This is a genomic window from Lutibacter flavus, assembly GCF_900188355.1.
Classification (GTDB): Bacteria; Bacteroidota; Bacteroidia; order Flavobacteriales; family Flavobacteriaceae; genus Lutibacter; species Lutibacter flavus.
Map to the genome: position 1 here is coordinate 289015 of NZ_FZNX01000005.1, position 25768 is coordinate 314782.

The following is a 25768-nucleotide window of genomic DNA, read 5'->3' on the forward strand; positions in this document are numbered from 1 at the left end:
AGTAATTTTGAAACGTACGCTGTTAATTAGAAATAAAGGTGATATTTTAGTAGCTGTGCTTGCATTAATTTCGGCATTTATTGTTTTTTATAATTCAGGGTTGCAATACAGTTTTAAAGTATTACTGATGTTTTATACCATTTGTATATTAGCATTGTATGGTATTTTTTTATCAAAAGATCAATCTTCATTTAGTTTAAATAAAACATTTAACCTATTTTATTTTTTCTTTTTTGGTTTAGCACCAGCAGTGCAATTTAAATTTGAAAACTCATTTTTTAATGCTCCTAAATTTAACGAAACAGATTACTTAAAGGGAGGTGCTATTTTATTAATTATTTTAATTTTATACACCATACTATATAAGTATAGTTATACTTTTTTTCTTAAAAAAATGAGGAAACCGTTTGAAATTGAGCATAAAAAAGAACAACTATGGTGGTATTATGTAGCAGCAATTGGCGCGTTGGTTTTAACGCTACTAATTGTAAAATTTAATTTTGAAGTTTTAATTTTAAGACCACCTGCTCATTTTCTTAAACTCAATACAAACTTTGGTTTGGTTGGCTATTCGCTGTTATTAATTGTTAGGGCAATTCCTATAATTATACTGTTAAGATATTTATTAATTGGTGGTAGCAATTGGAAACATATAGTTTTTCTTGGGTTAATAGCTTTACTTACGGCATTTCCACTTTCATTATCAAGAGGTATAGCAGCCGCCTATTATATTCCTTTTATTGTTTTTTTAAATCCTATAAAAAAGTCAAAATATTACTATGCTAGTTGTTATTTCTTGGGAGTGTTTTTAATTTTTCCACTCTTAAATTTTTTTAGAAATACCAACAACCATCTTTCTTTAGGAGTAGCAGCATTTAAAACAGGACATTTTGATGCTTTTCAAAACTTTTTATTAATAATTAATGAAGAAATTATAACAGGAGGAAGGCAGTTAATAGGGGCATTATTATTTTTTGTGCAGGATTCAGTTTGGTATACTAAACCGTTAGGTACAGGTACATTATTAGCAAAAGAATTGAATTTTAACCATATTAATGTAGCGATGCCTTTTTTTGGTGAAGGGTATGCTAATTTTGGTTATTTTGGAATTGCATTATTTTTAATGCTTATTGTAATTTTAAATGCTTATTTAGATACAAGCTTTCATAATAGAAACCGATCAATATTTATAAAAATAGGTTATCTGTTTTTATTAGGTTTTGAGTTTTATTTGTTAAGAGGTGATTTAAGTAGTTCAGTAAAAAAAGCAACTAGTTTTTTGATAGCTTTAATTTTAGTTCATTTTTATATAAAAATAATGAAAAAATTAACAGTATTAATTTTGCCAAAATTTCAGAATGAAAAAGAAACTAATTAGAATAACCACCGTACCTATTTCTTTGGAAAAATTGCTTGAAGGTCAATTAAGCTTTATGAATTCCTTTTATGAAGTTACAGCTATTTCAGCTGAAAAGGATCGGTTAATCGAGTTTGGAAAACAAAATGATGTAAACGTGTTTCCAATTGAAATGACCAGAGAAATCACACCTTTTAAAGATTTAAGAGCATTATTAAAGTTATACAAGTATTTAAAAAAAGAACAACCTTTTATAGTGCATACGCATACTCCAAAAGCTGGTACAATAGGTATGTTGGCATCTAAACTGGCAAAAATTCCTAATAGAATACATACAGTTGCAGGTTTACCTTTATTGGAAGTTACCGGCTTTAAAAGGAAGGTGTTAAATTTTGTTGAAAAATTAACCTATACATGTGCTACCAAAGTGTTTCCAAATTCTAATGGATTAAAAGAGATTATTATAAATAATAGATTTACTACTAGCGCAAAATTAAAGGTCTTAGCTAACGGAAGTTCAAATGGAATTGATACGGAATATTTTAATCCACAGCTATTTTCGAATACGGAAAGAGAAACTTTAAAAAAACAATTGGGTATCAAAAAAGACGACTTTGTTTATGTTTTTGTTGGTCGCTTAGTTGGTGATAAAGGAATTAATGAGCTAGTGGCATCATTTAAAAATCTAAGGAGTAGAAGTCAACATGCCAGAAGTCATACTGAGCTTGTCGAAGTATTGGAGGAAGGTAAACCATCAAACATTAAATTATTGTTAGTTGGTTCATTTGAAACAGCCTTAGATCCTTTGAACCCAGCTACATTGATAGAGATTCAAGAAAATCCAAACATCATTTCTGTAGGTTGGCAAGAAGACGTTCGACCTTATTTAGCAATTTCTAATATGTTGGTTTTCCCAAGTTACCGAGAAGGGTTTCCAAATGTGGTTATGCAGGCAGGTGCAATGGGTTTACCAAGTATTGTTACCAATATAAATGGTTGTAATGAAATTATAATTGAAGGTAAAAATGGTTGGATTGTTCCTGTAAAAAATACAATTGCCTTAGAAAAAGCAATGGAAAATTGTTTAACCGATAGTTTTCAGTTTAACAAGGCTAAGGAAAATGCACGTCAATTAATTTTAGATAGATTTGAACAAAAAATAGTTTGGCAAGCTATTTTAGAGGAATATAAAAATTTAAAAGAACAGGAGAAATAAAAGAAACACACCCCTAGCCCCTCTCAAGAGGGGACAAAGCGTTAAAAATTCCCCTCTTGAGAGGGGCTAGGGGTGTGTAAATAAATATTATGAAAAGAAAAATATTTCCATACAACCCAAAATTAAAATTACTAGCACGAGAGCTTCGGAACAATTCAACAAAATCAGAAATTATTCTTTGGGGAAAGTTAAAAGGAAAACAATGCTATGGATATGATTTTCACAGACAAAAACCAATTGATAACTATATTCTAGATTTTTTTGTGCTGAATTATTAATGGGAATTGAGATAGATGGTTATTCACATGAGTTTTTAGAGGTGCATCAAAAAGATGTAAAGAAAGAAAAACAACTAAATAAATTTGGGATTACTGTTTTACGTTTTAGAGATGAACAAGTTTTAAAAGATATGGAGAATGTTTTACGCACTATTGAGTTTTATATTATTGAGTTTGAAAAACACACCCCTAACCCCTCTCAAGAGGGGACAAAGCGTTAAAAAGTTTTTTGAAAACATTTTAGCAAATGTGCTGGATTGCGCGATGGAATATGATTTTATAGCCAAACCCTCATTCAATTTATCTTATATTTGTCTTCACTGTAGAATTAATAAACCACTAAAAATTGTACAAAAAAATATTTAAAAGAGCTATTGATTTTTTACTTTCCTTATTAGGATTGATATTTCTTTCACCATTACTTTTAATTATTACTGTATTATTAGCAATTGCAAACAATGGAAAACCTTTCTTTTTTCAAAAAAGACCTGGCTTAAATGAAAAATTGTTCACTATTATTAAGTTCAAAACAATGAACGATAAGACGGATGAAAATGGGCAGTTATTATCGGATGCTAAAAGATTAACAGCTATTGGGAATTTTGTACGTAAAACCTCCTTAGATGAAATACCCCAATTAATAAATGTATTAAAAGGAGATATGAGTTTAATTGGTCCTAGACCATTATTACCACAGTATTTACCATTATACAATGAGTTTCAAAAAAAACGACATCTTGTGCGCCCGGGAATTACAGGATGGGCACAAATAAATGGACGAAATACAATTAGTTGGCAACAAAAATTTGAATATGATGTTTGGTATGTTGAACATTTATGTTTTAAATTAGATGTTCAAATAATATTGAAAACAATAAAAAAAGTAGTCCAATCAGAAGGTGTTTATGCAAAAACAAATACTATGATGAATCGGTTTAAAGGAAATAATTAAGATATGTATTTATATGGAGCAAGTGGTCACTGTAAAGTGATAATAGATAGTATTGAATCCTCAACAGATAAAATTATTAAAGGGGTATTCGATGATAATATTGAGATTGATAAAATATTAAATGTTCCAATATATAATTTTGAAACTTTTGACAAAACTAAAATTCATGAAATGTTTATTAGTGTTGGAAATAATGCTACAAGAAAAATGATTTCAGAATCAATTAGTGAGAATTATATCTCAGTATTTCATCCAAAAGCTACTATTTCAAAATATGCTTTTATTGATGAGGGATCTTGCGTTATGGCAAATGCTGTTATAAATGCTTCCGCTAAAATTGGAAAGCATTGTATTGTCAATACAGGTGCAATTGTAGAACATGATTGTGAGTTAGGAGATTTTGTGCATATTTCACCAAATGCTTCTTTAGCTGGAAATGTAAAAATTGGGGAAGGAACTCATATTGGTATTGGAGCACAAATTATACAAGGAATTACAATTGGTAAATGGGTGACTATTGGTGCAGGTACTGTTGTTATTCGAGATATTCCTGATGGTTCGTTATACGTTGGGAATCCAGCGCGTCAAATTAAGAAATAGAAAAGTGAATACAAAGGCTCTACTAAATATCGATTTCTCGTCATTGCGAGGAGCGTCAGCGACGTAGTAATCTGCTATTTAAGGAACAGTATTTTTTGTCATTCTTAACGATAGTGAAGAATCTCTAATTAATAACTATTTCTATCCTTCAACGAAGCTCAAGACAGACTAAGCTCAGTAGGATTTTGAAAAGTGTGATTTAGTTACTTGTAAATTCTAATTTACATAAATTTGAAGAAAAAAAGACCTCTAATTTTAAGAGGCCTTTTTCGTAATCTGGTTTTATTTTAAAAATCTAATTAGATCTTTTTTGAAACTCGTTTCCAACTTTTTAATTTATTGTCACCTGTTTGTTGAACTTGTCCAAAATCTTCTTTAAAATCAATTTTGTCTAGATGGTCTTTCGGATTTTCATGACCTTGTCCTTGCTTTTCAATGTAAACATATATTTTACAAGGCTCACAGCGTTTTCCACCACAAATAGGTGTAAATATTAGCTGATATACTCCAGGAATATTAAAACTAAAATTAAACGTTTTACCATTTCCAGATTGGATTATAGCATTTGGATCAACAACTTCCCATTTGTATTCCACTTCACAATCTTCAGGATTACATATATAATCTGGAGCAGTAAAAGAATAAAAATTAGAAGGTTTTAAAGTTATCTCGTTTCCACATTCTATTTTCTTCTCAAGATAATCTTGGAAATTAATTTTGAATTTAGGGTTATGTGGTACTTCTTTTATATTTTTCTTAATACTAACAGTGTTTGTTAACCATTCTCCACAATCACAATCTCCATGTTGATCACAACACTCAATTATAAAAGGATCACTTCTGTCAAAACACAATCGTTCAGCATCTTCAACAATTAATGTCCAGGTTCTTGCAGAATCACACGGAATTGAAGCCGGAATTGTATATGTAAATGAATTTGTGTTTGGAATTCCTGTTGCTAAAACTGAATAAACTGCTCCGTTTGTAACATCAAACAATGAAACGTTTACTTGTCCTGTTGGAGTAGTACCAGACCAATTTAAATTAATGGTATCACCAATACAGAATTTTTGTCCTTGACTAAATGGTTTGATATCAATTATACAAGGATCAGGTTCAATTATTTGATCGTTTGAAAAACAAACTATTTTCTCGCAAACATTACAATTTACATCCTTAACCCTTACTTTTAAACAGAATGAGAATGTAACATCACAGCAATCTAAGTTTAGTGTTAACGGATCTATAATATTTAAATTAACGCTATTGTTTAACATTGAAGGTGAACCAAGCAACCATGATAAGCTGCTAGTATTGTTATCTCCTGCATTTAATATTAGATTTGCTAATGTTGTATTAGAAGTTGAAAGAGTTCCAAAATTACCCATATCATCAGGTTTACAATCTTCATTCGAATATTCAACGTGATAATCAATCATAGAAATTTCTACTTCTTGAATAGGAACACTTCCTCCGTTAATACTAGCATTAAACGAACCATTATGTTCTTCAATGGAAGCTTCAAAATCTTCAATATCACAACATTCAGTTCCAGTAACACAGGCAGCTGGTGCTTCTTCACTTCCATAATTAGCATCTAATTCTATTCCAGAAGTAATCATTTCCGCAGTTACGGAGACACTTTCATTACAACAATTTCCTCCACCAGATTTAACTACCGGAATGGTAATTGTAAAATCATTTCCAGGGAATATTTGTGTGACTGGATTAATATTAATTATTAAGCTACCAGAAGTTGTAAAAGGAATTGGAGTTGCATAAGCATCTTCAATAGATAATTGTCCGTTTACTGAAACACAATCAGGTAACATATCTGTAATTACAATATTATCTAATGGAATACTTCCATCATTTGATACTGTAATTGTATAATTAAAAGACTGACCATTTTCAACAATTTCTGCATCAGCTTCTTTAAAAACTCCCAAAATACCAACTTCATCAATACTATAATTTACAGAACTACTTAAAGTACTTGCATTATATGGAACAGTTGCTGTATTGGTTTTTGTGCCAGATAATTGTGGCAGAATAATAGCATCAAAAGTGATAATTAAAAAGTTAGCTCTATTCCAATCACAAATTCCTGGCATATTTGGAATTGTCCAAAATGGATTTTGTAGATCTGAAGAATCTTCAGTTGGTATAAAAGGAGGCGGAATCGGAGCTCCAAATGGAGGGTTACAACTATTTTTATAAGCAGCATTTTGATTAGGATAATAGTCATAAGTACTAGATCCAGGAACAATATTTAAATTTTGAGGACTGCCAAAAGCATCGCTAATTACAGTATTTAAATCCGCCGAACCAGAATTACCTACCATAATGCTATACGTAATTACATCGCCAATTTGATAAATTGGAGGAACTAATGCATTTGGTGGATCAACAATACATTTTTTTATCGAAGGAATAGCTTTAGGAGCTTCTACAATAAACGCAGCATCATCATCGGTGTTTTGAATGGTCGTATCAATAGTTGGGCAACTAATTGCTGGACAAGGGTCTACTGGAGGTCCACCCGGGCCACCGCCAGTTCCTGAAGCAACATAACTTAAATAAGCAGTATTACTAATTGTACTGCCAATTGTAGCGCCTGAATCAATTGTAAAATCAATATAAATTGTTGTGCATTCTCCCGGGTTTAAAATAAAACCAGGGCGAGTAAAAGTGTATGTTGTAGCAGGGTAAGGTGCTACAGCCGGTGAAGATGTCCACCCGCCAAGATTTATATAGTTTATTGTAATTCCTGGAATATTTAAATTATCTGTAATTTGTAAATCTGTCCAGGGTACATTTCCATTATTACATACAGAAATATAATAACGAGCATCACATCCAGGTGTTAAATTAGTATATAGTGGATTAGAAACACTTTTCGAAAAAGAAATGGAAGCATTTGGACTTGCCAATGGAGGTGAAGTTGCTGTAACTGAACCAGCCATTGTACCGCAAGTTCCATCTCCTAATGTAAAATTATAATCCGCAATGTTTGTAAGTAAACTTCCGTCAGGAGCGCAATTTTGTAAATAAACATTATAATGCCAAGTTCCATTACTTGCACCATTATTTGATACTGAGTAAGAAGCAGTTCCAACAATAGGAACTATAACTGATGCGCTTTCACTAATGGTTCCAGCAACCTTATAATTTCCAAGGCCTGCTCCATTTGGATTGTTATGATTTAATTTAATTCTCCATTTTGAAATTCCGCAAGTTAAATCTCCAGTAACAAACTCTTTAGATACAGACCAGTAATTATCAGCTCTTGCCGTAACGTTTACTGATGTTGTACAGGTTGTTATAACGCCTGCACAATCTAAAGTTACTGTAACATCAAAAGTTCCAACGGTTCCATTACAAGTGGTGTAATTTGGAAATTTGAAGAACACATTAAAATTTTGACCATCATTTCCTGCTAAAACAGGAGGAGCAGTATTCTGATAAGTTCCTCCACCCATATCAGTAAAAGGAATTGCACCTGAACTTTGAAAAACCAAATTTGATGATTTAGTAATGCTTACCGTTTTTACACAACCAGCATCATAGCTTCCTGGCAGGGTAATATTTAATGCAATGTTATCACCAGTTAAGGCTTCACTTGGCACTGATACGGTAACATTGTCTCCACTTAAACTACAAGTATCTGTATTTGGAGAAGTATTTAATACTATTTGAGAGTATCCTAAGGTTGTTGCAAATAAAAATACTAGCAACATATATGTTTTGAATGTATATATTATATTTTTCATGATAGTAATTTTTATTGGTTATTAAAGGTGAAGCAATGTGTAAATACACACGATTTACAATTACTTTCTTCATAAAATACTTTTACTTTTATGCATACTGTATAGTCAATTACACAACAACTTGGATCGAGGCCAGAAATTGGACCAGGCAAACCAATGGTTAGATTTACTGGAATTGCGCCAGTGAGTGGTGAATTGCTAGTGTATTTTATATCTTTTGTAGCATTGTTATTTGAGCTTGGGCTACCTGAAACAGTTTCATTAAATAATTGTAGGCTTGTTGATCCATTTATAGAAGTACCCGGCATTAAAATCATACCAGATTCTTCAACACTACTTACACCTTCTGTACAAGCTGAAGGACTTGCAGAATAACTATATGATTGAACTTGGAACTCTATTCCATAAATAGGAACATTTACATTAATGTCTCCATCAAAATTAAATTGATTTCCGGTTGCTCCATTTAATGAAATATTGAAATTATCAAACGATAGTTCAATATCTTCACATTCATCACAAATACAATCAGGTAATTCATCAAACATAAAACTTACTCCTGGTTGGCACAAAAGCGGACTAGGATCTAAATCGTCGCCTTGCAAACCAAAACCAATAGAAGTTACACTTGCTGAAACGGTTACTTCAAAGCAATAACTTACAGTTGAAGTTGTAGTGCCAACTTGAGTTAAAAGCGTTGGATTTGGGCTTATCATTGTATAGGTTAAAGGTGCATAAGCTTGATCGAAAACCGATAAACCAGAACCTGGATTTACAAAGGTTAAATCACCTGAAGAACTTGAATAAGTGGAGTCAAAACAGATTTTATATTTTCTATCTTCACCTTCATAACCTAAACATTCAATTTCTTCATTTGAAATTGTAAAATCAATTTCACAATTACTAAAAGTATAGAATTTTACATCAGATGAATTACCTGTTGAGGTTTCAGTAACTTTCCATCGGTATTGACCATCACTTAAATTATTATCTTTAAAAATTTCTTTTGTACTTATTGACATTCTTGAAGTTTTGCCAATATATGTGCGTTGTGCCTGTTGATTTCCACTTATTTTAGTTACCTCGATAATAAACTGTGGGTTCGGAATTTTACTACCAATTATCTCCCAAGTGAAATTTTTAATTGAGTTGACATCTTTAAAAACACTTTTGTTTTTTGGAAGAATTGAAACTAATTTTTGTTGATTTTTTCTTTTATCTTTTGAAGGATTTGTAAATACAACAGTACCTGAATTTATAGGTTTGTTAAATATTGTTTCCTGATTATCGGAACCATCATTTCCTCTGGCATAAGGTTTTTCTGTACCACCAATTTTTATGGTTCTTTTTCCAAAACTATAACTTAGCCCAAAACCGTAATTAAGTGCTTGAATTTTCGAATTAATTGTTGATGTTTGATAGTCTATTTGAGTACCCAATAGTTTGGCTATTTCATCCTGATCTATTGTTCCATCTCTGTTTAAATCAAAATTTTGAATATTTGTTCTGCTTTCTTCAATTTCTAAATCTTCAGAAAAAGAAGATAAATAATTGGCCGAAATATAGAAGCTAAGACTTCGATTTAATTTGTATCCCAGTTTAATACCTGCAGTGTAAAATCCACTTTGTGAAGTTTCAGATGTATTTAGATTGTAAACTGGTATTGAAGCAGGTGTGTCTGCGTTTTCAACAACAAAACGACTCTGTAAAGAATTTGGTTTTACAGCCATTAATCCTGCACGTGTAAAAATAATTGCTTCTAAACTACCAATATTTGTCCTATAATTTGGGCCAATACCATAATAAGAAGTTTTCCAATTTTCAGAATTATTGGATAAAGTATAACCTGTGTTATTGGTGAATTCTAATAAATTTCCTTCTGTTGGGTTTGAAAAACTTCCAAGTGAAATTCCCATTCCAATTTTAGAGAAATAATAAGTTGATGATAATTCAAAAAAGCTGCCATCAGCAGCATATGAATTATCACTAAAGGTCGACGAAGGAGATGAAATTCCTGTTGCTAAACTAATGTCAAATTGGTTAGAATTTTGTTTTTCTAAACCATTCGATTTTTTTTGTGAATAACCAATGGTTATAAACACAAAAAAAATAAGATAGGTTACTTTTTTCATAAATTTTAATTTTTAGTAATAGTTACATTATTTAAAACATTAATGTTATTATTAGTTAATCAAAAAAATCAATGAATTGTTACCTCCAGGAATCGAAAATTCTTTTTTGAAAAAGATTTTAACTGTGTTTTGTTGTTAATTTTAAATGTTATAAAATGAGTAAATAATGCGTTTGATTTTTTTGAATTTAACAACAAAATACAAAAATAAATTAATATGTAACATTTGTTACTTTAAATTAAGTGTATTAAGATTTGCTATTTTAAGTTTAAGGATTACCCTAAAAAGAATTAGAATACGTTATAAAAGGTTTTTAACCCTTTACATCCAGCGCATCTCGTAATGCATTTCCAATAAGCATAAAAGCCATAACTAAACTCATAATTGCCAATCCTGGAATAATTGCCAAATAGGCTTTTCCAAGAATAATATAGCTGTAATGGTCCTTAATCATTGCTCCCCAAGAAGGAGTAGGAGGTTGTGCGCCAATTCCTAAAAAACTCAAGCCGCTTTCAATTAATATGGCTCCGGCAAAATTGGCTGCAGAAATTACAATAACAGGTGCCATTATATTTGGTAGAATGTGTCTAAAAATAATTCTGAAGTTCGAAAAGCCTAAGGCTTTAGCCGCCTCAACATATTGCATTTGTTTTGTACTCATAATTTGCCCACGAACCACACGAGCAACTTCAACCCACATTGTTAGGCCAACAGCAATAAAAACTTGCCAAAAACCTTTTCCTAAAGCCAGTGTTATTGCAATTACTAAAAGCAATGTTGGAATTGACCAGGTAATATTAATTATCCACATTATTAATGCGTCAATTTTACCCCCATAATAGCCTGCAATTGCTCCAATTGAAATGCCAATTACTAATGAAATAAATACGGCAATAAAACCTATAAAAAAGGAAATTCGTGTTCCAATAAGCATTCTACTTAGTAAATCTCTGCCATATTTATCTGTACCTAAATAGAAGGTTTTAGTTTTTATATATTCAGAAATATCTTTGGCTTTAAAACTTGATAGCGGATATGTTTTAGAGATGCTCTCTATACCATTTGCGGTGTATGGAAATATAATTAATGTATTTTCTGAAATATTGAATTTAGAAATTGGTATTTCGTTTTGTGGATTTATTTTACCAGCTATTATTTTATTTATAAAACTTTGAGAAGCTTCAACTTTTGAAGGAATAGTCAGCATTAAAACTTCAAATCCTGGTTTTTTAGAGTGAATTTCTAAATGCATTTGATTTGCGTTGCTGCTATTATCGGGCGCTATTAAATAGGCAAATACTGCAATAAAACCGCAGATAACAATAAACCAAAAACTAAGCACTCCAGTAGTGTTTTTTTTAAACTTCTGGAGTGCTTGTGATGTTAACGAATTATTTCTTGTTTTCAATAGTATAGCTTTACGCTTGTAAAGTTACAACTTTTTAAAAATTAATTTTTAACTAAATGGTATTGAGGTTTCATTTTAAGTTCACTTAATACATCCAATGCTTCAGCTACATAAATATCCTTTTTTAAATTTTTATGCCAAGCTTCTCTTTTTTCAGCAAAAGATTCATCTTCGTTTATTTTTGAAATTTCATAAAGAGGTGAGTTAAATGTCAAATTAGTTGTATAATTTTTAATCTCATTGTATTTGGTCGATTCATTTTTGTGATGTTCTAAATCTTTTTTATATGCATCAAAATTTAAATAAATTAAAGAATCGTCTTGCGTACTCTTTAACCATTTGGCATTGTTATCAATTAATTTAAAGTATTTATTTGAAGCTACACGTTTTTTACTATTGTTAATAGTTTCATTAAAATTAGCATAATTGTTCCAAAGTGAATAAGTTGCTTCAGGCACTTTATCAAATTTTAATGCATTCTCTAAATCTCTTTCGCCAATATCCATATAACTATATCTGCTTGGTAGCATTATATCTGAGTGTACACCTTCTAATTGAGTTGAGCCTCCATTAATTCTATAAAATTTTTGAATGGTAATTTTTAAAGCTCCAACATCTTCTTTTAAGTTATGGTATCTGTTTAAATCCAATACACTTTGTACTGTACCTTTACCATACGTCTGTTTTCCACCAATAATTATAGCTCTTTTATAATCTTGCATTGCGGCTGCGAATATTTCAGAGGCTGAGGCGGAAAATTCATTTACTAAAACAACTAATGGACCATCCCATTGAATTTTTGAGTCCTTGTCAACTTTTATATCTGCAGCCTTATCGCGGTATTTTACCTGTACAACAGGACCTTGATTAATAAATAAGCCCGAAATATCTATTGCTGTTTGTAAAGAACCACCACCATTATTTCTAAGGTCTATAACCAATCCTTCAACATTTTCTTTTTTTAATCGCTCAATTTCTTGCGCCATATCTGTTGTAGAATTCCGATAGTTTTTTTCGTCGAAAGCTATATAAAATTTAGGTAAATCGATCACTCCAAATGTTTTACCATCTTTTTTAACAACAGTCGATTTTACAAAGGTTTCTTCTAACTCTACAACATCTCTAATAATTGAAATTACTTTTATAGTACCATCAATTTTTTTAACGGTTAATCTAACTTCAGTTCCTTTTTTTCCTTTTATAAATTGAATGGCTTTATCTAAACGCATTCCAACAATATCCAATGGTTCCTCATCTCCTTGGGCAACCTTTAAAATAATATCTTCTGCTTCTAATTCACCTTGTTTCCAGGCTGGTCCGCCAGAAACCAATTCACTTACTTTGGTATAATCGTTTTTCTTTTGAAGTCTAGCTCCAATTCCTTCTAATTTACCTGAAATATCTTGGTCAAAACCTTTTTTTGCTAATGGATCAAAATAAGTAGTATGTGGGTCAAATTCTTCTGAAATACAATTGATAAAAGTTGAAAACCAGTCGGAATAATTTAATTCATCTAACCTGGCATAGTAATCATCCATATTGGATAAGGTAGTTTCTCTTGCTTCAATTTCAAGTGTTTCAAATGTTTTTTTCTTGTAATTGTTATCTTCCTTAAACTTATCTTCTTCATCATTTACTTTATCATAAAGACGAGAAATTGTGCTAAATTTTAATATTTTATGCCAATTTTGAATCAGTTGATTTTGATTTTTAGCATATTGCGTTTTATCGTAATCTACATTAAAGGATTCATCTGTATTAAAATCAAATTTTGTAGTTAATATTTCTTTATAATATTTTTTAGATTCTAAAGTACGTTGATTAAAACGTTCAAAAACTAAATAGAAAAATGTTAAATCTTCTTTTTTAATTTGATCGTCAATATCAAGCTTGTATTTTGAAAACTCATCAATATCAGATTGTAAGAAATATCGTTTGGAAGGATCTAATCTTTCTAAAAAGGTATTGTAAACATTTTCTGAAAAGGAATCGTTTATTTCCTTTGGTTCATAATGCCATTGAGTTAATACATAATTTAAGATAGTAATTAAAACTTTATCTTTTGGGTCTGTATTTTTAACTGTATTATCAATTGTTTTAAAACTTGCAAGTAAACTTACTACAAGAAGTAACGGTAGTAAAATTTTAAATTTTCTTATCATCATCTGTCAATACTTTTTAGAATTATATGCTATTACAACTACTAAAATAGTGCCAATATTTTATATTGTTGGTCAATTTAACTTTTTTTTATAAATACCACGAAAAACTTCGGATATTTTTTTATTGTTGGAATCAAATGTTTCCCATAATTGTAGTACAGAATTATCTTTATTTTTAGTCCAACTTATTTGATTATAAAAAGACCCATTTTCACTTTTAATCAAATCACTTTTTAACACCATAGAAGAACCATTAATAAAATTACCTTTTAATTTTAATACATAGCCCGAGTTATCAACCCAAATTTGGTTCCAGCTTCCATCAGTTTTATCATAAAAATTAGTACTTGTACCTTTATTTTTTCCTGTTGAAGCCCATTTTTCTTGAATTACACAATTATCATATTGTTTGGTAATAGAATTATTACCAAGTAGTTTGTCATTAATATCATAAACAGCCCATTCACCAATCCAAAAATCAAATTCGTTATAATTTTCACTACAGCAGGCGCAATTTGTATTGCTGGTTTGAGCAGTTATACCACTATTATTATAAACAGTTAACGCAAGAATTATAAAACTAATTTTTTTCATTTTTACAAAGAAATTATGATTACAATAATAGCTAATAATTTAGTCTAAATTACTTTACAAAATGTTAAAATTTAATATATCCAAACCAAATAAAATATAGTAGCTTTGTTTCTTAAATTATAAAAAATGAATAAAAGACCTCTAATTTTAGTAACAAATGATGACGGAATAACTGCACCAGGTATAAGAACTCTAATTGCAGTTATGAACGAAATAGGAGATGTTGTAGTAGTGGCTCCAGATAGCCCACAAAGTGGAATGGGGCACGCCGTTACTATAAATGAAACATTGTATTGTAATGAAATAAAAGTTGATGAAGGACCTCAACGAGAATTCAAATCGTCTGGTACACCTGCGGATTGTGTTAAATTGGCAGTTAGTGAGATTTTAGATAGAAAGCCAGATTTATGTGTTTCAGGTATTAACCACGGATCTAATTCATCCATAAATGTGATTTATTCAGGAACAATGAGTGCTGCTGTTGAAGCGGGAGTAGAAGGCATACCAGCTATTGGTTTTTCATTATTAGATTATTCTTGGAATGCAGATTTTGAACCCCTTAAACCTTTTATAAAGCAAGTTGCTGAAAATGTGTTAGAAAATGGTTTGCCAGATGGCGTTGTGCTAAATGTTAATTTTCCTAAAAGTGAGACATTTAAAGGAATTAAAATATGCAGACAAGCACGTGCAAATTGGGTAGAGGAATTTGATAAAAGAGTGAATCCACAAGGCAAAGTTTACTATTGGTTAACAGGTGTGTTTACGAATATGGATAAGGGTGAAGATACTGATGAGTGGGCACTGGCAAACAATTACATTTCTCTTGTACCTGTGCAATTTGATTTAACAGCACATCATTTTATCCAAAAATTAAATACTTGGAATTTATAATTCCATATTAAATAATTTAAATGAAAAAAGAAATATTAATTGGTTTTTTGGTTGGATTGGTTGCTACCGCCGTTGGTTGTTTTATTTTTATAGAATTTTTTTCAAAGCTCGATTTCAATAAGGGATTAGAGTTAATTAAAGAAGGTAATTTAGAGAGTAAAGTCCTAACATTGGGGGCGATAGCTAACTTTTTCGTATTCTTTATTTTTTTAAAAAAGAAACAAATTTATAGAGCTAGAGGTGTTTTATTGGAAACTTTTTTTATTGCTTTAATAACCTTATTTTTAACGTTATTTTCTAAATAATTATAATTAATGAAATACTACATTATTTCAGGAGAAGCTTCTGGTGATTTGCACGGATCTAACTTAATGAAGGCATTATTTGAAAACGATACCAATGCTGAAATTAGATTTTGGGGTGGAGATTTAATGCAAGAAGTTGGCGGAACAATGGCAAAGCACTATCGTGATTTGGCATTTATGGGTTTTGCTGAGGTTCTTATGAATATTCGTACAATTTTAAAAAATATAAGTTTTTGTAAAAAGGATATTTTACAATTTAAACCAGATGTTTTAATACTGATTGATTATCCTGGATTTAATATGCGCATTGCTGAATTTGCTAAAAAAGAAGGCATAAAAGTACATTATTATATTTCGCCTCAAATATGGGCTTGGAAAGAAAATCGCATAAAAAAAATTAAGCGGGATGTTGATGAAATGTATGTGATTTTACCTTTTGAAAAAGATTTTTACGAGTCAAAACATAATTTTCCTGTTCATTTTGTAGGACATCCATTATTAGACTCAATTTCAAATAGAAAACAAGTTGGATTAAAAGTATTTAGAGAAACACATAAACTATCCGACAAACCAATTATTGCATTATTACCTGGTAGTAGAAAGCAGGAAATTAAGAAAATGTTGTCTGTAATGTTGAAAATGGCTAATAAATTCCACGATTATCAGTTTGTGATTGCCGGAGCTCCAAGTCAGGAATATGAGTTTTATCAACAGTTTATAGCTGAGGATAATGTAAAATTTATAAGCAATAAAACATATGATTTATTGTCAGTTTCAAATGCAGCTATTGTAACTTCTGGTACTGCAACTTTAGAAACGGCATTGTTTAAAGTTCCTGAAATAGTTTGCTATAAAACAAGTTGGATTTCATATCAAATTGGGAAACGATTGATTAATTTAGAGTTTATTTCATTGGTTAATTTAATTATGAAAAAGGAAGTTGTAAAGGAATTAATTCAAAATGAATTTAATGAAAAAAACCTTGAAAGTGAGCTTCACAAAATATTAGATGAGAGTAATAGAACTCGAATATTTTTAGATTATTTTGATTTAGAGAAAAAACTAGGAGGAAAAGGAGCTTCTAAAAAAACGGCAGCATTAATAATAAAAAACTCTGAAACAAATTAATGTTTCAGAGTTTATAGAAATATAGAAATAATTGAATACTAATATTTTATTTACATAAACCTTCAAGGGTATCTTCAATATCGCCAGGAGTACTCATTATTTTCATAAAAGTTCCCATTGTTAATTCTGGCCAATGTAAAGCCAATCGATATTTTCCATGAAGCATTGTTGCTTTTTTACCTTGTAGAATAATTTCATAAGGTAAAGCAGCTACATGTTCTTCACCAATTATAGGTAAGAAATGAGCTTCACCATCTTCAACATTTTTTAATCCTACACCAAATACAGCTATTTTTTCATTCGTATATAAAAGTTGATATACTTGTGTAGTTTTTCCTTTTTTTGCCTTTAAATTATCTGTAATTGTTTTTAAACCTTCTTCAAAAGATGAAAACTCGTTTAAAGTAACAGGGTCAGAAAAATAAGGCATCATTATTTTATAGTGATATTTACCCAATTTTTTGGCAGCAACTGTTCCACCAAAAGGTGTAAATTCATTACCAACCGCAGAAAGACTTGTTTTTAAATCGTTACTAAATTTATTAAATGTACTTACAAAAGTATTATAATTAGTGCCTAAATAAGCTCTTAAAATATACTCTGGATTTGTATAAGAAACCGTTACTTTCCCATTCTTTTGAATAAGACCTATTTTAAATGTTGCTGCTAAAGCACCTCTGTCAGTAACTTTTACAACTGTATTTTTTAAATCGGTTCTAGTAAAAGCGATTACTTTTAAAGTGCTTTTGCCAGATGGGTTATAAGTACCTAAAACAGTAAATGAATTATCTTTTAATGCATTCACAACTTTTTCTGAAATGGCATTCATTGTTTCAGAAGATTCTACCACTTTTATATATGGTGATAAGTCTTGAGCTATGGAAGAAATTCCAATAAAAATGATAGCTAAACTACTTAATAAAAGATTTTTCATGTTTTCATATTTTAATTATTAGCCAAAATTACCTTAATTAAAAGTGGTCAATTATGACATAAATCATTATGAAACAATTGTTACATAGCTCTTTGGATTTAAAAAAACTCATAGAAAACGGAAACAAATATTTTTTGTAGTTTTATCGAGCTATGATAAAATTTTTAAAGTATGTACCCGTACAGCTTACTTTCTTTTTAATTATTGGTATTTTAATTGGAAGTTTTTTTACAATTAAACCGTTTCCCCTTGTTTTAATGGCTTCTGTTATAACAATAACATTTTCTATTATTCATTTTTATTCGAATAAGTTAATTAATCAATCGTTATTTTATGCTGTTTTGGTTGCCTTAATTTCGTTGTTTATTGGTGTAAGTTCAATCACATTTAAAAATAATTTAAATGAGAAAAACCATTATGCCAATCTTTCAAATTTTAAAACAAACGAAAATACGTTAGCAACGCTTTCAATTATTAAAGTTTTAAAAGCTACAAATTATTACGATAAATATGAAGCTGAAATTATTCAGGTAGAGACAACCAAATCTATTGGAAAAATTCTTTTAAATATTAATAAGGATAGTATTTTTCCCAAATTAAAAGTTGATGAAAAAATAGTTGTTAACGCTTCAATTCTTGAGCTAAACAAGCCTTTGAATCCTTATACTTTTAATTATAAAAATTATTTAGAGAAACAACAAATTCATCATCAAATATATATTAGAAATAATCAATTTTTAAAGTTGCCAAACACTAGGTCAACTTTAATTGGAATTGCAGCTAACTTTAGAGATAAGATAAATTATTCGTTGAAAAAATATGGATTTAATAATGACGAATTAGCGGTTGTTAATGCTTTGCTATTAGGGCAAAGACAGCGTATTTCTAGTGATTTATTAGAGAGTTATTCAAGTGCGGGAGCCATTCATATTTTAGCCGTTTCAGGTTTGCATATTGGAATTATTTTATTAATTCTTAACTTTTTATTTAAGCCATTACTTTACTTTAAAAACGGAAAATTTATTGCAGGGTTTTTAATAATTTGTTTGTTATGGTCTTATGCCATTGTTGCCAGTTTATCAGCATCCGTTGTTAGGGCTGTAACTATGTTTACTGCAATAACTATCGGAATGTATGCAAACCGGCCTACCAATATTTATTATACATTGGTTATTTCAATGTTCTTTTTGTTGCTGTTTAATCCTTACTATTTATTTGAAGTTGGTTTTCAACTAAGTTATTTGGCTGTTTTTGCTATTGTATGGATTCAACCAAAACTAAATAATTTAATAACTCCAAAATTCTGGTTAATTAATAAAATGTGGCAATTATTAACGGTTTCATTAGCTGCCCAAATTGGAGTGCTTCCGTTGAGTATTTATTATTTTCATCAATTTCCAGGATTGTTTTTTGTTTCTAATTTGGTGATAATTCCATTTTTGGGGTTTATTTTAACGGTTGGAATTATTGTAATTAGTCTGTCATTAATAAGTCAGTTACCACAGGTTTTGGCAGATTTATTTATGTTTATTATTAAGCAAATGAATCATTTTGTTGATTGGATTGCAAATCAACACGTTTTTATTATTAAGGATATTTCGTTATCTGTTTTTTTGATGGTAGCTATTTATTCATTTATATTTTTATTTATAAAATGGACTGAAAAAAAACAATATTACCGTTTGGTCCTGTTTTTAGTTTCTTTTCTTGCTATTCAATCAACATTAATTTTTGAAAAATATAAAAGGGAGTCTACAAATGAAATTATTGTATTTAATGATTATAAAACCTCAATTTTAGCAAAAAGATTGGGTAGTGAATTAACAGTCTATTCTTCAAAAGACTCTTTAATTAACAACTATGCTATCGAGTCTTATTTAATAGGAACCGGTTTAAAGAATAATTTAAAATCTAAGAACTCTGATAATCTCTATATGTTTAAAAATGAAACAATACTTGTGGTAGATAGTTTGGGGATTTATAATTTTAGTACTGTTAAACCAACTATAATTTTATTGCAAAAATCTCCAAAAATAAACTTAGAACGACTTTTAAAAATACATCAGCCAAGAATTTTAATTGCCGACGCATCTAATTATAAAAGTTATTTGGAAAATTGGGAAAGAACTTGTTATAAAAATAAAACTCCTTTTTACAATACGATGCAAAAAGGAGCTTTTATTCTAAAAGATTAGATAATTTACTGAACAAATTCGTACTTAAAATTTGCTTGATAATTTGCCCAATCGTCTTGTTTTGTTAATGTTTTAAAATCATCAGTTTTAAATAATTTTAAATATAATTCTAATTGCTGAGGTGTTTTATAACCAGGTAAAGGAGCAATTAAATTAGATTCTTCATCTAAAAATATAATAGTTGGATATGCACTTATACCATAATAAGCCGATAACTGGTGAGAACTGTTTCTACCCTTTTTAGTTGCATCAAAATTTGGATTTTTAAAAGTTTTTCCTTGAAAATTAATTGTTTCATTTCCTTCGGCATTAAACTTTACGGCATAATAATTTTCATTTACATAATCCGCAACATCTTTATTCTGAAACGTATTTTTATCAAGCATTTTACAAGGACCACACCAAACAGTATATGCATCTATAAAAATTTTCTTTGGTGTAATTTGTTGAGCTTCAACTGCTTCTTCAAATGTCATCCAATTAATTTTTTGTGCCGATAATGATATGCTAAATAAAGCAATTGTTAAAATTAGTAGTTTCTTCATGTTCAAAATTTATTGTTTTATAGTTTGTACTTTCTCTTTTGACGCAATAATGCTGCCAAATTTACAAAGAATTAAAAAATTTATTTAACTCCGTGCATTAATTTCTTTAAAACGGGATTTAATAAAAATGCAATTACACCAATTATCATAGGTACAAAAGTAAAAATTAAAAAGAAAGTTGAAATATCATATTTAGCTGTGATATCATCTATCATAGCTCCCATTTGTCCTGAAGCTTTGTTTCCAATTGCTAAGGCCAAATACCAAACTCCAAACATAAATGCAATCATACGAGCAGGTACTAATTTACTTACATAAGATAGTCCAACAGGAGATACACATAATTCACCCAAAGTATGAAATAAAAAGGCTAGGATAAGCCAAATAATGCTTACCGAGGCTGTTTTTGCTCCTTGTGGTATTCCTGAAGATCCAAAAGCCAAAAATGCAAATCCGATTCCTAAGAAAAATAAGCCAATTGCATATTTATTAGCAGGTTTAGGATTGTATTTACTTTCCCACCATTTTGAAAATAATGGGGCAAAAGCAATTATAAATAGGGAATTTAAAATTAAAAACCAGGTTGCCGGAATTTCAATTTCATTTTCTTTTTTTCTTATGATGGAAGCCTTAATTGATGTGTTAATTTCACTTGCTTTATCTTCGGTTAAATATTTAAATTTCACACCTTTTTTATCGATATCTATAATTGATATCTCATCACTTTTAACAAAGTCGTTTGAAGACCTAATAACAGTATTGTTTTCAACTATAGTAGCGTTTTCAGGAATTTTTGTTTCTGCTGTAATGGCAAAAGTTTTTGTTGATTCAATTCCTTCCGAATTTTTTTCAGTTACTTGATACGTATTATATGAAATTTCATAAGAATAAGTATTGAAATTATTATAGATTTTCCAAATTACTATAGCCCAAATTAGTACAAAACTAAATCCTAAAATTAAGTTAGATAAAAAATATTTTTTAAAAGTTTGTTTAAATAATAGGAATAATACCCAAGTAATAATTGCTATTGGAACAACGGTGATAATAATATCAATAATATTAAATATTAAAGCTGAATTTCCAGATAATATCCTGCTGGTATAATCTTTGGCAAAAATACTCATAGAACCACCAGCTTGTTCAAACGAAGCCCAGAAAAAGATAATAAAGAACGCAAATATTACAACAGCAATCATTTTATCACGTGTAATTTCACTATATCTTACAATTCTTGAAATAAGCAAATACAAAAATAAAATTAAGGTAATTATAATTGTTTGGCTAGAATAATCAGTTCCTCCAAATTCTAAAAAATTAACACCTCCAATTTTGGATAATGGATCGTTAATAATCCAGGTTAGTCCTAAAGTTGCAACAATAACAATTAATAATTTATCTATTAAGGTAAAGGGATTTAATTTATCTTCAATTTTAGAATGGTCATCGGTTTCAATAGTTTTGTCAACCTTATTTGGTTTACTACCCGCTTCGCCAAAAATTCCTTGTGCCAATGTAAACTGAAGCAAACCTAAGAGCATAAATATCCCAGCCAATCCAAATCCCCATCCCCAGCCAAGAGTTTCACCTAAATATCCGCAGAGCATAATTCCTAGAAAAGCACCCGCATTTACCCCCATATAAAATATAGTATAAGCACCATCTTTTTTCTCAGGAAAGTCTTGGTATAAAATTGAAATAAAAGAACTCATATTAGGTTTGAAAAAACCGGTTCCAATAACCAATAAACCAAGTCCTAAATATAAAAAGAACGGATTAGATTCTATAGCCATACTTGCGTGGCCAAGTGTCATAATTATGGCTCCAATAATAATTGCTTTCCTGTTTCCAAGATATTTATCAGCTAAAGTTCCACCAATTATTGGGGTTAAATATAATAAAGCTAAGTAGGTTCCGTAGAGTGCCAATGCATTTTCACGTGGCCAATCCCAACCTCCAATTCCTAAGGCACTTACTAAAAACAAAACCAATAAGGCACGCATTCCATAAAATGAAAAACGTTCCCACATTTCAGTAAAAAACAATACAAAAAGTCCGGAAGGATGTCCTAGTACTTGTGTTTCGAAAAATTCGTTATTCGTTTTGCTCATAAATTGTTATTAAAAGAATTGAGTTATAATAAGCGCTCCTAATAAAAGAAGCGTTTAAATTTGTTAAAGATTAAGCTGCTTTTGCTTCCTTTGGACGAATTACCATTCTGTCATATACAGTTAATGCCAAAATTGTAACAACACCAATAGCAACAATAACATACCAAATTTTATTTGGATTGTATGTGTCCCAAACCATTTGAGTCATTTCTGTTTGAGTCATTCCTAATTTTTCTGATGCAGAAGCAAAATAATCATTTTTTGTAAAATCTTGCGATATTTCTGGCATTTCAATGGCTCTTTTGGCCATTTCAGTTTGTAATAAACTTAATTTGTCTGACCAGGCTTGATATAGATTTCCAGATACAAATGTTGTTAAAAAATTACCTAAGAAAATTGGTAAAAAATAGGTTCCCATATATAATGCTTCTTTTCCTTTTGGAGAAATTAAGGCAATGAAAGAAGAAAATGTTGGATTTGTCATCATTTCTCCAATGGCAAAAATTACAATACCTAAGATCGTATATAAACCATTACCTGTGTAGAATGTAATCCCAATACCAATTGAAGCAATAATAAAACCAGTTATCATTGCACTAACATGTCGCATTTTTAAAACAAAATATGAAACAACTAATTGAAAAACAATAATTGCTCCGGCATCTATGTTTATAAGCATTTCTGGGTTAACTGAATCACCACCACCACTCATAAAACTGGCTAGCCAAGGAGAAACATTGGCGATTGAATCATGTAAAGCACTTGTATTTACCCAATCTTCAATAAAGGTTGGAAGTGTGTAAAATAATTGGTTAAACATTGTCCAAAAACCAACCATTATTACTAACAATACAGAAAGTCGACTGTCTTTAACCGCTTCCCAAATATTTAATAAAGAACTAGATATAGCTTCACTTATTGATTCTTCTTTTTTAACTCTGTCCTCTTCTTTATAAAAGAAAATAAGAATTAATAAGTTTATTCCAATAACAATAGCTGCTTGAAGAAATACTATTTTCCAACCATATTGTGTTCTTAAAGTTGATGAAAATGCAGGACCAACAAAACCTCCAATATTTACCATCATATAAAAAATTCCAAAACCTAAGGTTGAGTTAGATTTATCGGTGTTTTTTGTAATTATTGCTGAAGCTACAGGTTTAAACATAGCTGCTCCAACTGCAACCCAAAGAAAAACTAAAAAAACAGATGTAAAACTTGAAACTTCTCCCATAAAATAATAGCCTGTCATTAATAAAACATATGCAATTATTAAGGAAAGTTTATATCCAATTTTATCAGCTATAACCCCAGTAATCATAGGTAAAAGATAAAGTATTGCAGTAACAATACCCATTATTAGCCCTTTTTCTGTATGGGTAAAACCTAAACCTCCTTCGTCAGTAGATCCAGTTAGATATAATGCAAGAACGGCAAATAAGCCATACCAAGCCCAACGTTCAAATAATTCCATTGAACTCGCAACCCAGAAGTTCTTATTATAAGACTTCATTACTCCATAAAAAGATTTGTTTTCTGTACTCATTTATTTAAAATTTTAATAAAAAAGCTCAAGTATAAAATATACTTGAGCTTTTTTAAATTATATAATTAATATTTTGTCATTTAAATTATTAAATCAGATTAAATTACACCGTGCATTAATTTTTTCAATGGTTTATTAAATAGCATAATTAAAACTGATATACCAACTAAAACAAAACCTAATGTTGAAAACACAGTTATATATTTATCTAAACCTTGTGCAGCAGTTAATACTTCTCCAGTTTCACTATGACCACCAGTAAAAGTAGCTATTTTACCACCAACATAATTTGCAATAGCAAAGCTTAAAAACCAAGCTCCCATTGCTGTTCCCGAGATCTTTTTTGGAGATAATTTAGTTACCATCGACAGTCCAATTGGAGATAAAAATAATTCTCCTGTTGTGTGCAATAGGTATAAAATAACTAAAGTTAATAATGGTACTTGATACGCTTCGTTTACAAACTGTAGCCCAATATTTGTAACTAAAAAACCTAAAGCTAATTGTAAAATACCAAAAGCAAATTTCATTGGAATACTAGGGTTTTTACCAATATTAGCTAGCTTAACCCACATTACTGAGAAAATAGATCCAAATACAATAATAAAGAAAGGGTTGAAGAACTGTGTCATTGAAGCTGGCATTTCCCAACCAAAAATACTTCTGTCAACATTTCTATCTGCAAATAAAGTTAAAGATGTTCCTGCTTGCTCAAAACAAGCCCAAAATGTAATATTAATTAACATAAAAATTAATAAAGCAATCATTCTGTCTTTCCAAACTTTTACTGATTCTTTTGAATCTGCATCTACACCTGCCTTAATTAAAACATACGTGATTAATAAAAATAACCCAATTAATATATAATCTAACCAACTATTTTGCATAATTAAGAAATATGCAACAGGAATAAGTAACAGTGATAAAATACCAACTAAATGTGCTTTTTTTAATCCACCAAATACTTTTTGATTACCTTCTTCTGTAAACCCAAGGCCTTCAGCTGCAGCGTAGTTTTTTCTTCCCGTCCAAAATATAATTAAACCTAGTAGCATACCAAATCCAGCCAATCCAAATCCATATTTAAATCCATACGTTTCACCAACATATGCAATAAGGGTGGTTGCTATTAGTGCACCAATATTAATTCCTATATAAAAAATTGTAAAACCAGAGTCCCTTCGAGGATCGTCGTCTTTATATAGCTTACCCACAATGGTAGAGATGTTTGCTTTAAAATAACCATTTCCTACAATTAAGGCTCCCATACCAATCATTAAAAATTGTTCAGATCCTCCCAAAATCACAAATTCTCCAATAGCCATTAGGATTGCTCCTAACATAACTGCATTTCTATATCCAAGAAATTTATCTGCCAATTTACCACCTATTATAGGAGCAGCATAAACCAGCCCTGTATATGCCCCATAAATTATTGCGGCATCGGCATCACCTTTCATAAGAGATTTTACTAAATAAAGTGTTAATAACACTCTCATTCCATAGTAACAAACTCTTTCCCACATTTCAGAGAAAAATAGAGTCATTAACCCATTTGGATGTCCTTGCATTGAAGTTTTTTTAGTCATAATTATTTTTTAAAATTTATGTTTAAATAAGATTTTACTTTTACTAAAGTTG

At 30.0% G+C, this 25768-nt stretch carries 18 protein-coding genes and 1 pseudogene; 9 read left to right on the forward strand and 10 right to left on the reverse strand.

What is annotated here, in order from left to right:
• The first annotated feature begins 7 nt into the window (after positions 1 to 7).
• The 5 genes and pseudogenes from CHB63_RS14505 to CHB63_RS14525 all read left to right on the forward strand — a co-directional run bounded on the left by CHB63_RS14505 (position 8) and on the right by CHB63_RS14525 (position 4403).
• Positions 8 to 1378 (forward strand): hypothetical protein, encoded by a 1371-nt coding sequence (locus tag CHB63_RS14505; protein WP_089379201.1) that lies wholly within the window; start codon positions 8 to 10, stop codon positions 1376 to 1378.
• Positions 1359 to 2573, forward strand: coding sequence for a glycosyltransferase family 4 protein (locus CHB63_RS14510; protein WP_089379202.1), 1215 nt, complete (start codon positions 1359 to 1361; stop codon positions 2571 to 2573). Before CHB63_RS14505 ends, CHB63_RS14510 begins: the two co-directional genes overlap by 20 nt.
• Positions 2574 to 2662: 89 nt before the next feature.
• A pseudogene (locus CHB63_RS14515) lies at positions 2663 to 3072 on the forward strand (endonuclease domain-containing protein).
• A gap of 125 nt (positions 3073 to 3197) precedes the next feature.
• Positions 3198 to 3803, forward strand: coding sequence for a sugar transferase (locus CHB63_RS14520; RefSeq protein ID WP_089379203.1), 606 nt, complete (start codon positions 3198 to 3200; stop codon positions 3801 to 3803).
• Positions 3804 to 3806: 3 nt separating this feature from the next.
• Entirely contained in the window at positions 3807 to 4403 is a 597-nt protein-coding gene (locus CHB63_RS14525; RefSeq protein ID WP_089379204.1) for an acetyltransferase, read from the forward strand.
• Positions 4404 to 4702: 299 nt separating this feature from the next.
• Here CHB63_RS14525 and CHB63_RS14530 read toward each other — a convergent pair whose 3' ends face one another.
• The 5 genes from CHB63_RS14530 to CHB63_RS14550 all read right to left on the reverse strand — a co-directional run bounded on the left by CHB63_RS14530 (position 4703) and on the right by CHB63_RS14550 (position 14472).
• Positions 4703 to 8176 (reverse strand): COG1361 family protein, encoded by a 3474-nt coding sequence (locus tag CHB63_RS14530; RefSeq protein ID WP_089379205.1) that lies wholly within the window; start codon positions 8174 to 8176, stop codon positions 4703 to 4705.
• Between the two features lie 11 nt (positions 8177 to 8187).
• On the reverse strand, positions 8188 to 10308 hold the full coding sequence (locus tag CHB63_RS14535) for an EF-hand domain-containing protein (RefSeq protein WP_089379206.1): 2121 nt from the start codon (positions 10306 to 10308) through the stop codon (positions 8188 to 8190).
• Between the two features lie 313 nt (positions 10309 to 10621).
• Complete coding sequence (locus CHB63_RS14540; RefSeq protein ID WP_089379207.1) at positions 10622 to 11716, reverse strand: ABC transporter permease; 1095 nt, start codon at positions 11714 to 11716, stop codon at positions 10622 to 10624.
• Positions 11717 to 11757: 41 nt separating this feature from the next.
• Positions 11758 to 13878: a carboxy terminal-processing peptidase gene (locus CHB63_RS14545; protein ID WP_089379208.1), complete on the reverse strand. Its 2121-nt coding sequence runs from the start codon at positions 13876 to 13878 to the stop codon at positions 11758 to 11760.
• Positions 13879 to 13950: 72 nt separating this feature from the next.
• Positions 13951 to 14472: a hypothetical protein gene (locus CHB63_RS14550; RefSeq protein WP_089379209.1), complete on the reverse strand. Its 522-nt coding sequence runs from the start codon at positions 14470 to 14472 to the stop codon at positions 13951 to 13953.
• A gap of 126 nt (positions 14473 to 14598) precedes the next feature.
• On the opposite strand from CHB63_RS14550, the gene surE reads away from it, so the two are divergent.
• Genes surE through lpxB form a run of 3 tightly spaced genes read left to right on the forward strand, consistent with a single transcriptional unit; the run spans position 14599 to position 16796 of the window.
• Entirely contained in the window at positions 14599 to 15363 is a 765-nt protein-coding gene (surE, locus tag CHB63_RS14555; RefSeq protein ID WP_089379210.1) for a 5'/3'-nucleotidase SurE, read from the forward strand.
• A 20-nt stretch (positions 15364 to 15383) separates the two neighbouring features.
• A complete protein-coding gene (locus CHB63_RS14560; protein ID WP_245857012.1) occupies positions 15384 to 15668 on the forward strand; it encodes a hypothetical protein in 285 nt (94 codons plus the stop codon).
• Positions 15669 to 15677: 9 nt separating this feature from the next.
• On the forward strand, positions 15678 to 16796 hold the full coding sequence (gene lpxB, locus CHB63_RS14565) for a lipid-A-disaccharide synthase (protein WP_089379211.1): 1119 nt from the start codon (positions 15678 to 15680) through the stop codon (positions 16794 to 16796).
• A 46-nt stretch (positions 16797 to 16842) separates the two neighbouring features.
• On the opposite strand, the gene CHB63_RS14570 is transcribed toward lpxB, so the two are convergent.
• Positions 16843 to 17730, reverse strand: a complete 888-nt coding sequence (locus tag CHB63_RS14570) for a hypothetical protein (protein WP_089379212.1) — start codon at positions 17728 to 17730, stop codon at positions 16843 to 16845.
• A gap of 152 nt (positions 17731 to 17882) precedes the next feature.
• Between CHB63_RS14570 and CHB63_RS14575 the strand changes: the two genes are divergently transcribed.
• Positions 17883 to 19925, forward strand: coding sequence for a ComEC/Rec2 family competence protein (locus tag CHB63_RS14575; RefSeq protein WP_089379213.1), 2043 nt, complete (start codon positions 17883 to 17885; stop codon positions 19923 to 19925).
• A 5-nt stretch (positions 19926 to 19930) separates the two neighbouring features.
• Here CHB63_RS14575 and CHB63_RS14580 read toward each other — a convergent pair whose 3' ends face one another.
• The 4 genes from CHB63_RS14580 to CHB63_RS14595 form a co-directional block, all read right to left on the reverse strand.
• Complete coding sequence (locus CHB63_RS14580) at positions 19931 to 20470, reverse strand: thioredoxin family protein (protein WP_089379214.1); 540 nt, start codon at positions 20468 to 20470, stop codon at positions 19931 to 19933.
• A gap of 80 nt (positions 20471 to 20550) precedes the next feature.
• Positions 20551 to 22581 (reverse strand): peptide MFS transporter, encoded by a 2031-nt coding sequence (locus CHB63_RS14585; protein WP_089379215.1) that lies wholly within the window; start codon positions 22579 to 22581, stop codon positions 20551 to 20553.
• Between the two features lie 70 nt (positions 22582 to 22651).
• Positions 22652 to 24127 (reverse strand): MFS transporter, encoded by a 1476-nt coding sequence (locus CHB63_RS14590; RefSeq protein WP_089379216.1) that lies wholly within the window; start codon positions 24125 to 24127, stop codon positions 22652 to 22654.
• A 98-nt stretch (positions 24128 to 24225) separates the two neighbouring features.
• The gene (locus tag CHB63_RS14595) at positions 24226 to 25716 is read right to left on the reverse strand and encodes a peptide MFS transporter (RefSeq protein WP_176420401.1); all 1491 of its coding nucleotides are present in this window, start codon (positions 25714 to 25716) and stop codon (positions 24226 to 24228) included.
• Positions 25717 to 25768 lie beyond the last annotated feature (52 nt).

Bases quoted from the DNA above. Each gene is read 5' to 3' on its own strand.
- CHB63_RS14510 (WP_089379202.1), top strand. From the start codon at position 1,359: ATGAAAAAGAAACTAATTAGAATAACCACCGTACCTATTTCTTTGGAA.
- CHB63_RS14525 (WP_089379204.1), top strand. From the start codon at position 3,807: ATGTATTTATATGGAGCAAGTGGTCACTGTAAAGTGATAATAGATAGT.
- CHB63_RS14530 (WP_089379205.1), bottom strand. From the start codon at position 8,176: ATGAAAAATATAATATATACATTCAAAACATATATGTTGCTAGTATTT.
- CHB63_RS14535 (WP_089379206.1), bottom strand. From the start codon at position 10,308: ATGAAAAAAGTAACCTATCTTATTTTTTTTGTGTTTATAACCATTGGT.
- CHB63_RS14545 (WP_089379208.1), bottom strand. From the start codon at position 13,878: ATGATAAGAAAATTTAAAATTTTACTACCGTTACTTCTTGTAGTAAGT.
- CHB63_RS14550 (WP_089379209.1), bottom strand. From the start codon at position 14,472: ATGAAAAAAATTAGTTTTATAATTCTTGCGTTAACTGTTTATAATAAT.
- surE (WP_089379210.1), top strand. From the start codon at position 14,599: ATGAATAAAAGACCTCTAATTTTAGTAACAAATGATGACGGAATAACT.
- CHB63_RS14560 (WP_245857012.1), top strand. From the start codon at position 15,384: ATGAAAAAAGAAATATTAATTGGTTTTTTGGTTGGATTGGTTGCTACC.
- lpxB (WP_089379211.1), top strand. From the start codon at position 15,678: ATGAAATACTACATTATTTCAGGAGAAGCTTCTGGTGATTTGCACGGA.
- CHB63_RS14570 (WP_089379212.1), bottom strand. From the start codon at position 17,730: ATGAAAAATCTTTTATTAAGTAGTTTAGCTATCATTTTTATTGGAATT.
- CHB63_RS14575 (WP_089379213.1), top strand. From the start codon at position 17,883: ATGATAAAATTTTTAAAGTATGTACCCGTACAGCTTACTTTCTTTTTA.
- CHB63_RS14580 (WP_089379214.1), bottom strand. From the start codon at position 20,470: ATGAAGAAACTACTAATTTTAACAATTGCTTTATTTAGCATATCATTA.
- CHB63_RS14585 (WP_089379215.1), bottom strand. From the start codon at position 22,581: ATGAGCAAAACGAATAACGAATTTTTCGAAACACAAGTACTAGGACAT.
- CHB63_RS14590 (WP_089379216.1), bottom strand. From the start codon at position 24,127: ATGAGTACAGAAAACAAATCTTTTTATGGAGTAATGAAGTCTTATAAT.
- CHB63_RS14595 (WP_176420401.1), bottom strand. From the start codon at position 25,716: ATGACTAAAAAAACTTCAATGCAAGGACATCCAAATGGGTTAATGACT.